The 12,456-nt window shown below is 59.3% G+C and carries 12 protein-coding genes; 8 read left to right on the top strand and 4 right to left on the bottom strand.

Annotated features, from left to right (window positions below):
• Nucleotides 1-30: 30 nt before the first annotated feature.
• Nucleotides 31-1,953 (top strand): SGNH/GDSL hydrolase family protein, encoded by a 1,923-nt coding sequence (locus FHT82_RS30460; protein WP_246698232.1) that lies wholly within the window; start codon nucleotides 31-33, stop codon nucleotides 1,951-1,953.
• Nucleotides 1,954-2,674: 721 nt separating this feature from the next.
• Here FHT82_RS30460 and FHT82_RS27015 read toward each other — a convergent pair.
• Nucleotides 2,675-2,890, bottom strand: coding sequence for a hypothetical protein (locus tag FHT82_RS27015; RefSeq protein WP_183735789.1), 216 nt, complete (start codon nucleotides 2,888-2,890; stop codon nucleotides 2,675-2,677).
• A gap of 251 nt (nucleotides 2,891-3,141) precedes the next feature.
• Here FHT82_RS27015 and FHT82_RS27010 point away from each other — a divergent pair, with 251 nt between their 5' ends.
• The 3 genes from FHT82_RS27010 (at nucleotide 3,142) to FHT82_RS27000 (ending at nucleotide 6,437) form a co-directional block, all read left to right on the top strand.
• On the top strand, nucleotides 3,142-3,867 hold the full coding sequence (locus FHT82_RS27010) for a class I SAM-dependent methyltransferase (protein WP_183735788.1): 726 nt from the start codon (nucleotides 3,142-3,144) through the stop codon (nucleotides 3,865-3,867).
• 141 nt (nucleotides 3,868-4,008) lie between these two features.
• A complete protein-coding gene (locus tag FHT82_RS27005; protein ID WP_183735787.1) occupies nucleotides 4,009-5,931 on the top strand; it encodes a hypothetical protein in 1,923 nt (640 codons plus the stop codon).
• Between the two features lie 272 nt (nucleotides 5,932-6,203).
• On the top strand, nucleotides 6,204-6,437 hold the full coding sequence (locus FHT82_RS27000) for a hypothetical protein (RefSeq protein ID WP_183735786.1): 234 nt from the start codon (nucleotides 6,204-6,206) through the stop codon (nucleotides 6,435-6,437).
• Between the two features lie 45 nt (nucleotides 6,438-6,482).
• Here FHT82_RS27000 and FHT82_RS26995 read toward each other — a convergent pair whose 3' ends face one another.
• A complete protein-coding gene (locus FHT82_RS26995) occupies nucleotides 6,483-6,989 on the bottom strand; it encodes a hypothetical protein (RefSeq protein ID WP_183735785.1) in 507 nt (168 codons plus the stop codon).
• A gap of 52 nt (nucleotides 6,990-7,041) precedes the next feature.
• Nucleotides 7,042-7,446 (bottom strand): hypothetical protein, encoded by a 405-nt coding sequence (locus FHT82_RS26990; protein ID WP_246698231.1) that lies wholly within the window; start codon nucleotides 7,444-7,446, stop codon nucleotides 7,042-7,044.
• A 289-nt stretch (nucleotides 7,447-7,735) separates the two neighbouring features.
• Between FHT82_RS26990 and FHT82_RS26985 the strand changes: the two genes are divergently transcribed.
• A complete protein-coding gene (locus FHT82_RS26985) occupies nucleotides 7,736-8,869 on the top strand; it encodes an acyltransferase (protein WP_183735784.1) in 1,134 nt (377 codons plus the stop codon).
• A gap of 240 nt (nucleotides 8,870-9,109) precedes the next feature.
• The gene (locus FHT82_RS26980) at nucleotides 9,110-10,189 is read left to right on the top strand and encodes an acyltransferase (protein ID WP_183735783.1); all 1,080 of its coding nucleotides are present in this window, start codon (nucleotides 9,110-9,112) and stop codon (nucleotides 10,187-10,189) included.
• A gap of 80 nt (nucleotides 10,190-10,269) precedes the next feature.
• Here FHT82_RS26980 and FHT82_RS26975 read toward each other — a convergent pair whose 3' ends face one another.
• Nucleotides 10,270-10,533, bottom strand: coding sequence for a KTSC domain-containing protein (locus tag FHT82_RS26975; protein WP_183735782.1), 264 nt, complete (start codon nucleotides 10,531-10,533; stop codon nucleotides 10,270-10,272).
• 250 nt (nucleotides 10,534-10,783) lie between these two features.
• On the opposite strand from FHT82_RS26975, the gene FHT82_RS26970 reads away from it, so the two are divergent.
• Both FHT82_RS26970 and FHT82_RS26965 read left to right on the top strand, forming a co-directional pair.
• Complete coding sequence (locus FHT82_RS26970; RefSeq protein WP_183735781.1) at nucleotides 10,784-11,473, top strand: GntR family transcriptional regulator; 690 nt, start codon at nucleotides 10,784-10,786, stop codon at nucleotides 11,471-11,473.
• A 33-nt stretch (nucleotides 11,474-11,506) separates the two neighbouring features.
• Nucleotides 11,507-12,181 carry a GntR family transcriptional regulator gene (locus FHT82_RS26965; protein ID WP_183735780.1) on the top strand — a complete coding sequence of 225 codons (675 nt, stop codon included), beginning with the start codon at nucleotides 11,507-11,509 and terminating at the stop codon, nucleotides 12,179-12,181.
• The last annotated feature ends 275 nt before the right edge of the window (nucleotides 12,182-12,456 follow it).

The raw sequence follows: 12,456 nt of genomic DNA, 5'->3' as shown, positions 1-12,456 counted from the left end.
TTTCTCTTCGAGCGAAGGCAGAGCGCACCGATGGCGAAACTCTATAATATGCAGCGCGTCCAGGGCGTCGTCATCGTTCCCGACGGCACGCGCATGTTCAACAACCGCCCTGTCATCGGCATCCGCGATGTGGGCGACACCACCCTGTTCGCCGATAACAGGCCTGTCCTCGGCGTCGAGATCGTCACCGATGGCGCGACCGTCCATAACGACCTGCCCGTGCTCGGCGCCGTCAGGATATCGGATGGGCGCAGCCTCTATGGCAACGCGCCGGTCATTCCGGTCAAGGGCGGTGCGCCAAGTTCGCTCTCGGATGTTTTCCTGACCGGGACGCCGATGAATACGCTCGAGATCACCGTCCAGCCCGCCACCTATGATTTCGCCCCTGATAGCATCAGCCGGCAGATGCAGGTTTCCGATGACGGATCGACCGGGTGGACGAACACGGGAAGCCCGTTCGGGGGAACGACATTCGCTTTGGGAACGCTGACGGGGAAATACCTGCGGGTGATCGAGACCGCGATGGCGGACACCACCCCCGTCGAAACCACGAGCGCATCAATCGGCCCCGTCGCGGCATTCGTTGCCCTGCCGAGCACGCCGCTTGCCCCCGGCGAACTCCTGGGCGCCATCGGCGACAGCTACGTCGCCTACAACAACCTTGATTTCAACCCCAACATCCCCGACACCACAGCGGGTCGCGCCGGCTTCAGCATCGGCATCGGCTTGATCGAGTGGGCAAAACGTCTCGACCCGCGTTTCCGTGTCGATCAGTGGTTCGACACGACGTCGCCGCTGGGACTGAACAGCTCGGGGTTCAACAACGCGAAAGCGGCCGATCATCTCGCCTTTTCAGGCGCTGGTTTTCTGGGTGGTATCGTCGCCCGTCTCGATGCCTTTCTGCTTGGCGATTTCAAGGCCGTGATCTTCGAAGGCGGCTCGAATACCATATCATCCGGGGACGATGGCGAGTTCTCCCTGACCTATCTGATCACCAAGTTCGACGAGGGCCTGTCGAAGATCCGCAAGGCCGGCAAACTCGCCATTGTCGTAAAGGTGCCATACCGCGGCGATTGGCCTGCTGGTGACGACCGCCATGCCAAGCGTATCGCCTTCAACGCATGGATCGCCACGCAGGCCACCCGCGATGGCATCGTCGCGGTTCTCGATCTCGATACGGTGCTTGCGCCTGGTGGCGCTCCTGACCTCGGCATGTATCTGAGCGATAAGATACATCAGAGTCCGAAGGCTGCCCGTGCCATCGGCGAGGATATCCTTCTTCCTGTCATTCGAAGCCTCTTTTCTGCCGGCACCTTCATCGACCTCGACCCGGCCAACAACAACTTCGCTCCATCAGGCATATCGCAGCTCAATGGCGGCACTGCCGGGACATGGGCGAATACCAATGCAAACCGCACCGGCGCTGGACAAGTTGCCACAGGGGTTGCCATCAGCGTCGTGCGCAATGTCTCGGCCGTGGCTTCAATCGTGGATATAGGCGGAGGTTATAAGGCCCAGCGCATCGACTACACCCCGCTTCAGGTTGATATCGGCCCCTATTTCGAGCTTGTCGCCCAGTCCATTTCCGTTCCGTTCACCCTCGATCAGACGAAATGGTATCGCGCCATGTGCGAGCTCCAGACCTTCGACGGCACGCCGGCTTTCATCGAATTGCGCTACATGACCCGCCAGGGCACGACAAACCGCTCGAGCGGCTTCAGCGGCTATCGCCTCTCCTCCGACACCTTCGTTCTCGGTATGGGACGCTCGGGAACCTACAAGCTCATCTCCGAGCCCTTCCGATGGGATCCGGCCTGGGGAACCGCCGACCGCGTCGGCATCGAGATCCGCATCACCGGCGACCGCACCGCGCCGCCGTCAGCCGTTCAGTTTTCGAAGATCAAGGTCATGGAAGACGTTGATCCTGTGGCGCTGTGGGGGTTCGGCGCGTAGCGCCCACCCGATGATCGAAAAGATGGGGCTCGCCGCGCTACTCGATACTGGGACGAGCCCCGCTTGCCTGATCTGCTCAGCCGCATCAGGCAGGGAAACAAACCACGCCGAGAGGTCATAGTCGCGTGAAATTGGTGTGACATGTGACGCCCGTCACAGTGTCGCGCTCCTGGCCTGCGCAGGCGGGGGATTTCGCAAAAAGACGCCCGCCGAAGCGGGCGACAGGTAGACCGCCGGCGATCTGAACGGTTGAGGAACAAACGTCAAGCGGTCCACTAGGGAACCGAAAACATTGTATAAGGTTCCGCCCTCTAACGAAGGAGTGATTGCGTCTATGCCACGCGGGTGCCGACGTCGCGGGAGCAAAAAACGGCCCGTCGCGGCCGGTGAGTCCCATCAATGAAGAGTTTGGATCTTTCGCGGGTTCGCGGAAGTTATTGATATGCATGCAGGCTCCCCAACCAGAAGGCGAAGATACACCTCATGCGCGAAAATTACGCAAGAACCTTTTTGGACTCTTGTGACAAAGGTAACAGGAAGCTAACGCCATGCCCTGCCGCCCGATTATCGGAAGCAGGTAACTCGTGCTCGTGACAGCGCAGACGCGAACATGGTTTCTCGCGATAGCGGCATACATGCGGGTCCCTTCCCGCCCGTCAACGATGGTACATACTGACGTTAGCGAAAGCGGCTGCCCTGGCGTCGACCCTAATGGCCTGGTCTACCAACGGCGGTTGGCGTCGAACTCTTCGCGCTCAAATTCGGTCATCTGGCGGTAAGCCCACCTGCCATCGATGACCTTCCGCATGACGGGGCCGGTGATCGGCATCTTCGTGTTGATATCGGTAACATCGCCGGAGACGCGAGCGAATGCCCAGTCGTCCTCGTATCCACCGTTCCGGTACATCATCCAGAAACGCTTAAGCGCAGATGACAAGAAATGGAAAATGTCTTTGGCGGTTTCGCCAACGGTAGTTATTCGCATTTGAAAATCCCCAGCAACTTGGGGATGCTGCAAATTACGCCGAAAGACAATCGTGACTTTTTAGGGGTGGCTTAGGCGAGCCGGACTTTTATTGGTCTTTTTGTTAGTCAGGTTGCCCGCCCCATCATCAGCCAGCCGATCCAGAAACCGATTGACCAGGAACCTGCCGGTGCTACCGTGGCGCGATCGGGTCGCTGGAGGACATGAACGGATCGCTGGAGGATGTGATGAACTCTTCGAGAATCTGGCTTGGACGACACAACGAGGAATTTGCAAGGAGCTTGCCTGCGGGGTCGATCGTGCTTGATGCGGGAGCCGGAAGCCAGCCCTATAGGCACCTTTTCGACCATTGCATTTACGAGGCCGCCGATTTCGAAATGGTCGACAAGGAATATGCGAAATCCACCTATGTATGCGACCTTTCAAGCATTCCCGTCGCGGAAGCCAGGTTCGATGCCATCGTGCTAAATCAGGTTCTGGAGCATCTGTCGGACCCGGTTGCCGTGCTTCAGGAAATGCACCGCGTCCTCAAAGATGGCGGGACGATGATCTGCTCTGCGCCGCTTTTCTACGAGGAGCATGAGCAGCCCTACGACTTCTTCAGATACACGCAGTTTGCGTGGCGCCATCTCCTTGGAAATGCGGGCTTTGAAATCATCAGCCTGGATTGGATGGAGGGATATCTGGGAACGGTGGCCTATCAGATGGAAACGGCTTCGAAACATCTGCCGCGTGGCGCAAAGAATATCGCTCCAGGCGCGCTGGGGGTTGCGGCCGTCCCGCTGCTGGCATCCGTGCGGATCGCATGCAGGCATCTGGCCCGGGTTTTTTATCGTCTCGATGCGCAGCAAAAATATACCCAGTCGGGTTTTCCGAAAAACTACATCGTCGTGGCAAAAAAATTATTTGTCGCCAGGCAAGCCGCTTAGGGACTCCCGCCCTTCATCGAGCTGTGACGTTCCGGCCAAACCATCGCCACCATTGCATCCAATGCTGCATCCGGTCGCCTTGTCGCTGATATCTCGGGGCTGACGACCGGCTCGATCACACCTGATGACGGAAGGCTCGCATTGGACATTACTCGCCGCAACCTGATCATCGGCCTTTCGGCGATATCCGTCGGCAGCATTGCCGCCGCTTTGACGGCGGGCGTCCGGCCGGCGCTTGGAATGCAGACGACTGCCGAGAATGGCGAAGGGCAAGGAGTGCGCCGCGCCGTCGCCTACGGCACGAATGCGGGTTATCAGAAGGATACATCCGGTTCGACCCAGATGGCCTTCGTTCGGCGCAAGGCATATTTTCTGCCCTACGCCATCAAAGCGGGCGAGCTGATCGAGTTTTCCTTTCCGCTTTGGACGCTGGAGCGTCCGCCGCGCAGTCCGGTTCTCGAGGTCGATCTCGCCGAAGCCTATGATTTCATGCTGTCGATGGAATATCCGTTCAACGACAGTTCGACATCCTCGCCCGATCTTGCCAGCCGCCATCGCTGCCTGAACACCAGGGATAACAAGGCGATCTATTCATATGTTCCGGGCCAGCCGGAGCGCATGATGGTCTTCACGGTGGCAGCCCCGGCCGACATTCCGGCCTTTACGGCAATCGGCGGCATCCTGCTGCACGAATGCGTCGCCGGACGCTCCGGCTCCGTGAAGAACAAGGCCATCAACAGCGTCGTCAATGCCTCGACCTTCATCGGCCGCCGGGACGGTTCGTTCAATTCGACGACCTCGCTGGTTGCCGCCGACCCGACGATGACGCAGACGAAGTTTCACGCCGCCAATGGCAGTCAGACCGGCAATCCCGGAACCATGCTGGTCGGCGCCATCAGGGTCGCCGTTCCCGCAGATGCCGTTGCCATCATGTCGATGGGCAACTCGAAGCTTCAGGGTGCCAACGAGGGCATGGCCGGTTCGGGCACCTTCGGTGACGGCGGCGGCGACCGCTACGGCAATACCGGTTGGGGCACGCGTCTGGCATGCAAGCTTGGCCTCGGTTGCGCCCAGATGTCCAGAGGCGCCGACAGCTATAACTATCAGCTAATCTCCGGTATTGACCGCCGCATGGAATTCGCCGCCTGGTGCAATCCGACGCACCTCCTTCCGTGCGATCCTCATAACGATACGACGCAGACCTCGACCCCGGACTGGTCGCAGAAGACCTGGGAAGTCGACGACACCTGCAGGGCGAACGGCAACGCTTATATCGCCGATACCGGCGGCGCCTCAGGCTCCGTTGCGCCGAGCGGCACCGGCAAGGGCATCGTCGACGGCGACATCAGCTGGACCTATATCGGGCCTGACGACATGGCCTCGACCGCCGGCATGTCCCTCGTCGGCAAGATGCGCAAGCTCTTCAGGCAGTACAGGGCTGCCATGCCGCATGTGAAAATCATTCCGCCGACGCTCACGCCCGACACGACATCGAACGTCAAAGCGTCGGATTATATCTATGACAGTGGTACCGGTGACCTCACCCTGACCATCCCCGACGTTTCAAAACTCGTTGTCGGAAGCAATGTTGGCGTGGCCGGCCTCATTCCGAAGGCCTTCAACACGAGTTGGAAGAACTACGCGCAGATCAGGGCGATCGACGGCAACAGGATCACCGTCAATCTGCCCGCTGGCCTTGCCTCTCCGATCGGCAATGCATCGGTCAACCTCACCTGGAGCGATCCGAGTTATCAGGTCCCCAGGCCCGGTTATGCCGCCCATGTCAGCTTCCGCTCCTGGATCAACCGCTTCCTTCGCACAAACCCGAACGGAGCGCTCGACATGGTCGTCTGCGCGGATGCAGGCAAATGGGGCGAGGCCGGCAACCCGACGACACCGGCAGCAGAAACCGGGGCATGGGCTGCCCTTCCCGTCGACCACGTCTCTCTTGGCGGCGCTTTCACCTCGGATGGGACGCACGAGACATCCTGGGGCAATGACTACATCGCCACGCAGCTCGCGGCCGATCCGGCGCTCGTGGCGGTATTGCAGGAGGCCGATTAACGCCTCGAACCCCGAGCCACAACGTCCTTTGCGCGTCTGAAAAGACGCGCGGCGTTGTAGTGTGACGTCCGTTATATCTTCTGATGGCTAGCCGGATTAGGTAATGGACGATGAACAAGGTTCAAACTACAGTTCTTCACCTGCCGAGTTTGCAGCACCGGCAGGACGTCAGTGAGGATGGACAACAGGAAAGTCCGTCCTGTGCTTACGGACCGCAACCGATTTGAGAAAGCCGCTGCCCAGGTGAAGGCCTCACCTGTCGACAAGACTCCATGAAACCACGGCATTATCTACTGATGATCTTCGTCGCACCGCCACTCGTGGCGCTCGTGCTCGGACTTGTTTTCGTGATCGTGACATGGCCCAGCGATCAGCGCACAGAACAGCGCACAGAACAGCGCGCAGACCCGCGCCCGACCGGAACGATCGGCGTCAAAAAGGGCGACAGAATCGGCAGCCCCGGCGACAGGTTTGCGCCTCCGCGACCAGGCGGCGACATCAAATAGAGTAATTCCAGCAAAAGTGGGAAAGTGCGAACGCCCCCGTCGCCATCAGCGTTGCTTCAGTTCCATCCGGATCCTGTAAAAATTCTCGGCATCGGCCGTCGCCCTCACGTCGCATTGTTTCGTGCCGACTGCCACGGTCGCGATCTCCTTGACATCGGTGGTCAGCCAGATCGGTGCCTCGCGGCTATAGGACCGGCCGGGGAGCGCGCGCCAGTTGGCGAAGAAAATGCCCACCTCCTGCCCGGCCGCATTGAGGAAGCTTGCAACGACGCAGACCTGATCGTCATCCTCGGTGTCTTCGTTTCTAAGCGTGATGCGGGATGTGACCGAATTGGTCTTCGGGTCCAAACGGAAGGAAAAGCTGTAATATTGCGGCCGCTTCCAATCCCATTTGTCCTGGACCAGGACGCAATATCCATCCTCGACATCAAGGCATTCCTGCGCGGCGTGGACGCGCCAGACGTAATTCTGCCAGCCGTCCTCATTGGGAACGGGAGAATGATCACTGGTCAACAGCCCTAGGGCGATGGAAAGCTGCTTGAGAGTCGGCATGCCCAATGCTGTCTAAATTTGCTGCATCGCGCAAGGCATCCACCTGCTCCGATCAGGATTTCCGCGCCAGCGGCGGCAGGGGAATGAAAGGATTTTGGGAGTCGTAGCTCATCTTCGGCTTGCTCCGGCCGGCTTTCAGCAATCCCGGCGCGAGATGCCCCTTGGGGCCGAAGAGATAAGCGCCTCCCGCGCAGAGATGGGCAAGCGAGCGATAGTCGAAATAGCGGAAGGCGCTGTCGGCAAGGAAGGCAGCTTCGTTATAGGCGTTGCCCTTGATGTCTGCGAAGCGGGTCTCGGTCATGTAGGCGTAGAGCGCTTTCTTGTCGAGCGATGCGCCGCTGCACAGATTGCTGAGCGTATTTGCGAGCTTCACGACCCTCAAGGTCTGAGCGTCCGGGTTTGCAAGCGGCTTCATCGCCTGGGCGAGGTAATAATTCGTCGCCGGGTCGCCGGTCATCGATTTCTTCCAGGAGGCCGGCACCTCCTCCGCCGTGCTTGAGCCCGCCGAAACAGCCACGGCAATTGCGGCGAGCAGGCAAGATCTGAAGCTGTGAACCAAAACATCCCCTCCGGCTGAACAATCCAGACTGTGCTGGATTCGCGATCGGAAGCAAGACGACATCAGGGGTGGCTTCGGTGCTGCAGCGCAATAAAAGACTTGTGTCCGCACCCCAAACTGTGGTCAAATTCGCTGATTTCTACGAGCAAACAGTAAAATTCCCCAACCCCCAGTAGAGGAATTGCCTGTGACGAGTGTTAGCAACGGCGGTCGTGTCGACTGCCTTGACGGATTGCGCGGCCTGGCCGCCCTGTGGGTACTGGTTGGCCATGCTCATCTTCTGACCGGATTTTCGGTGCCCGTCATTGGCGACCCGGATCTCGGCGTCGATCTCTTCATCATGCTGTCGGGCTTCCTGATGGTCTTTCACTATCAGCGCAGAAAAGAGCGGGAGCCCTGGGAGGCGAGCAGCACCTGGATCACCTTCTGGATCAGGCGTTACTTCCGAATTGCTCCGCTCTATTACGTGATGCTCGTTGCGGCCCTCACGCTCGGCCCCTTCATTTACGATGCCCGCATGGTCATCGACGGCTTCAATGGCGTGGAGCCGCAGTTGGCCAGTCGTTATCTCGACAGCAGCCTGACCAACTATCTGGCGCACGTGACCTTCCTCTTCGGCTTCAGCCCCGAATATGCTTTCAGGACCGCGCTGCCGGACTGGAGTATCGGTCTTGAAATGCAATTCTATGCCGCCCTGCCCTTCATCATTATCGTTGTCGGCCGCATCGGCTGGATCAAGGGCATTGTCGGCGCTTCGTTTGCCGGTATCGTGATTTCCTATGCCTTGAACCGGCTCGGCATTTCCTTTCCGATGCCGACCTTCCTTCCGCTCAAGATGCATATTTTTGCCGCCGGCATGCTGCTGGCCGGCGCTTTGTGGACCGACAGGATACGGGCCTTCCAATTTGCGACGATCGCCATGGTGCTCGTTCTGGCCCCGCTCGGCGGCGGAAAGGACCTGCTGCACCAGTCCGTGCGGATTTCGCTCGTCCTGATCTTCTTCGCTTTCATCCATACGCACCGCCTGCCTGAAACTCCGGCAAAGCTTCTAAGGCCGATCGGTGCATGGCTGGGTAACGGCTTTTTCCATAGTCTGGGCGAACTGTCTTTCGGCGCCTACCTGATCCATCTCATGGTCATGCAGCCGGTCATCGCCTACCTGATCAAGGCGACTGATGTCTCCGATCCGGTGCGCTGGGCACTCTCCCTCGTCATCACGGTGCCGATCGTCTACGGTCTCGCCTGGGTCGGTTACAACCTGATCGAAATGCCCGGCCAGAATGTCGGCCGAGGCCTGACCAAGCCCCGCGCCTCCGTCTAGGTAAAGCGTCCCCTGGGTCTCATCGGCATCGTCATCCGGCAGGATGGCGGTGCCGATCTCGCTTGGCTGCTGAGGCGAGAGGCCGGTTTTGCACAGGCCCCGACGACTTGGTGGCAATCGCGCCACGCAAGTGCAGCAATCGTGCAACGCAAGTGCAGCAATCGACGATCTGTCGAAGATTCCGGTTCCAGCCCATGTATTCTCCATGTATTCACAGGCAGAGAGCGCCTGAGGATATCAATGGCAAAAAGAGCTGAAATACGCGCGCTGACCGGATTCCGCGGTATCGCTGCGTTAATTGTTGCCCTCTACCATTTTTCCCGCGGTTTTGGCGGCGAGCCGGTCTTTTCGATGGGTCCGGGCTATGCTGCCGTCGACGCATTCTTCGTTCTGAGCGGATATGTGCTCGCCTATAACTATGCGTCTACATTCTCACGCCGCTTTGACAAGGCAGAGTACTGGGATTTCCTCATAAAGCGTGTCTGCCGGATATATCCGGCTTACGTTGCCATCCTGCTTGTTGCGACGGCAAAACTCAGCCTGAACTTCAGTGGCGCAGAGCATGCCAGCCTTGATGGGTGGGATGCGTTCTGCAACATATTCATGCTGACCGGCTGGGGATTGCACGCAACTCCCATCATGGGTGTCTCCTGGTCGGTGAGCGCGGAGCTGTTCTGCTATCTGCTGTTTCCGCTGATTGCACTTCTGACGGCGCGGGAAACCTTCTTCCTCGGCTTTGTCGTCGTCGCCGCTTTGGCTGCGATAACAGGGATGTCGCAGTTGGGCCTCGGCATCGAAGGGCCGATGGACATCGTCTCGTCGGATCATTCCTTTGCCCTGGCACGAGCGCTGTGCGGCTTCACGCTCGGCGTCGTCGGTTATGCGCTGGCTGAGAAAGCAAAATTCGGCCTGATGACGGTGGTAAATTACAGCCTGCCGGTCGCGCTCGTCGCCCTGGCAGCGAGCTGGTACATGGACCATACGGATCTCGTCAATTACGTGCTGATCGTCCTGGTCGTGTGGCTGATCGCTCAAGGGTCAAAACTCGGCGAAACCGTATTCGGCAATCGCCCGGTCTACTTCCTCGGCGAGATATCCTACTCGCTTTATCTGATCCATCCGCTGCTCGTCCCGTTCTTCGCCAAGCTGGCGAGGCGGCTTTTGCCGACACTGGGCGTCGAGGCCGGATTTGCCGCAGCCTTGTGCGCTTACCTGTTGCTGGCGATTGGCCTTTCCTACGGCACCTATCTTGCATTCGAGCTTTGGGGCAAGCGCGTCATGCTGCGCGCGCTTCTTCCCAAGCGCCGCGCAGCCGCCTGAATCCCTTCTCGGCGGCCGGTTCAGACGCTGTGGGCCGCGCGGTGCAACGGCTGTGTGCGCAGAGCCGCCGCAACCCTGACTTATGAAAACTCGCCGCGGCGGTTGAAAAACAATCGGAATTTCTGGGAGAGTGGTCCGGATTCACCCTGGATCGAGCGTGGAAACACATCCCGGATATGGCGCGTATAATACCAGCCAGGTGATGCCGCCGTGATCAGGTTTTCGTAGATCACCGGCGGCACGTTGAAATACCTGCGATTGCCCTTGAGGCGAATCTCGATGTCGAGGACCCCGGTCGACGGGTCGTAGGCAACGGATTTCACGAGTTTTGACGAGAGTTCCATTGTTGCTCCTATGCTGCACCGCACAATGGAAACATTCCTGATAAAATAGTCAAGCATTTGTAAGGTTTCGGGACACATTACCTCACAAGCCTTGCCTTAGGTGAATGCCGCTCTAACAGGATTGATCCGGCAGACTGCCGCTTTGCAGCATTTTGCCACACCAGCCGATTATCCGCCGATTCCATTCCCCATTGAATCCACCCGAGTTCTCCCGCTATATAGGAGAAAACGCAAAATCTCGGAGAGACTCATGCGGCAGGACGATATCGAGGAAACTGTCGCCGAGAGCGGTTACAGGCAGATCAGGGCCGATATCATCTTCGGGCGGCTTGCGCCCGGACAGAAGCTGAAACTGGAAAATCTCAAAGGCACCTATGAGACCAGCGTCAGCACCCTGCGCGAAATCCTCAACCGGCTGACCTCGGAAGGGCTTGTCGTCGCCGAAGGGCAGCGGGGTTTTGAGGTGGCGGGGGTTTCCGTCGCCGATCTGCGCGAGATTGCTGCACTTCGCCTGCTCCTGGAAGAGCATGCGCTGGAGCAATCCTTCGAACAGGGCGATGTGGAATGGGAGGCGCAGCTCGTCTCGGCCCATTACAAGCTGGCGCGCATGGAAAAGGTGATGGCATCGGGCGATACCAGCCAGGCGGAGGACTGGAAGCGCTATGACTGGGAGTTCCACCAGGCACTGATTGCCGCCTGCGGCTCGCGGCTCCTGATGGAAACGCATTCGGCCGTTTTCGACAAATATCTGCGCTACCAGATGGTGGCGCTCTCCTATCGCGGCGGCGTGGCCGAAGAGGAGCATAAGCAGCTGCTGGAAGCGGCCCTGCAGCGCGACAGCAGGACGGCGAAGACGATCCTGCAGCGCCATATCGAGGGCGGTGTCGAACATGCGCTCGGCAAGGGCCTGCTCTCGGCCCCGGCGAAGCAGGCGAAATAGACCATGGCTGGCCCGCGCAAGACAGAAAAACCGATGCTCAAGACCACGGCCGAAGCCTCCGAAACCATCAGCGACGTCGTCTTCCGGCAGATCCGGAAGGATATCATTTCGGGTGCACTGGCGCCGGGCGCCAAGATCAAGCTGGAGCAGGCCAAGGAGCATTATTCGATCAGCGTCTCGTCGCTGCGCGAGATCCTCAGCCGGCTTGCGATGGAAAACCTCGTGCTTGCCGAGGGACAGCGCGGCTTCGAGGTGAGCCCGGCGTCACGCAAGGAGCTGGAGGAGCTTGCCGATTTGAGGACCGTGCTCGAAACCCACGCGATCGGCCTCTCTTTTGCCGCCGGAAACCTGGAATGGGAAGGCCGCATCGTCGCCGCCCATCACAAGCTTGCGGCGGCCGAGAGGAAGCTGCTCGCGGGGGACGCCTCGCGCACCGTCGACTGGGTGCGCTATGACTGGGAATTTCATCAGGCGATCGTCTCGGCCTGCAATTCGGCGACGCTGATGGCGACGCTGTCTTCGGTGTTCGACCGGTTTTTGCGGTATCATATGTTGGCGCGGAGCTTTCGTGGGCAAGCGGTGGTGGATGATCACAGGCTGCTGTTCGAGCTGGCGCTGAAGCGGGATGTGGAAGGTGCGCGGGCGGTTATTCGGCGGCATGTGCAGAGTGGGGTGGCGCATGTGTTGACGAGCGGGCGGATTGGGTGACAGCGGCTGTTTCCCAGAGCGCCCTTGCCCCTATGATTCCTCCTGCGCTGAGGGGCTTCATCGCTCACGGCGTCATCCTCGGGCTTGTCCCGAGGATCTAATGATATCGGGAGGTCGCAGATGTGAAAGGGCGGTCGCGCACCCTCGATTCCCAGCTGCTACCGACTGCGCGTCGAGACTGCGGCAGATCCTCGGGACAAGCCCACTGCTGTCCGGTTTAAGTTTAGCCTATTGGCAGAGGGATTTGTCGTGGGTCTGATCTTGTTGCAGGCGGT

It is taken from the genome of Rhizobium sp. BK275 (genome assembly GCF_014193555.1).
GTDB lineage: Bacteria > Pseudomonadota > Alphaproteobacteria > Rhizobiales > Rhizobiaceae > Rhizobium.
This window is presented reverse-complemented; position numbering and strand designations above follow the sequence as displayed.

Excerpts from the sequence above, each read along its gene's own strand:
- FHT82_RS30460 (WP_246698232.1), top strand. The coding sequence starts at position 31 with ATGGCGAAACTCTATAATATGCAGCGCGTCCAGGGCGTCGTCATCGTT.
- FHT82_RS27010 (WP_183735788.1), top strand. The coding sequence starts at position 3,142 with ATGAACGGATCGCTGGAGGATGTGATGAACTCTTCGAGAATCTGGCTT.
- FHT82_RS27000 (WP_183735786.1), top strand. The coding sequence starts at position 6,204 with ATGAAACCACGGCATTATCTACTGATGATCTTCGTCGCACCGCCACTC.
- FHT82_RS26995 (WP_183735785.1), bottom strand. The coding sequence starts at position 6,989 with ATGCCGACTCTCAAGCAGCTTTCCATCGCCCTAGGGCTGTTGACCAGT.
- FHT82_RS26990 (WP_246698231.1), bottom strand. The coding sequence starts at position 7,446 with ATGACCGGCGACCCGGCGACGAATTATTACCTCGCCCAGGCGATGAAG.
- FHT82_RS26980 (WP_183735783.1), top strand. The coding sequence starts at position 9,110 with ATGGCAAAAAGAGCTGAAATACGCGCGCTGACCGGATTCCGCGGTATC.
- FHT82_RS26975 (WP_183735782.1), bottom strand. The coding sequence starts at position 10,533 with ATGGAACTCTCGTCAAAACTCGTGAAATCCGTTGCCTACGACCCGTCG.
- FHT82_RS26970 (WP_183735781.1), top strand. The coding sequence starts at position 10,784 with ATGCGGCAGGACGATATCGAGGAAACTGTCGCCGAGAGCGGTTACAGG.
- FHT82_RS26965 (WP_183735780.1), top strand. The coding sequence starts at position 11,507 with ATGCTCAAGACCACGGCCGAAGCCTCCGAAACCATCAGCGACGTCGTC.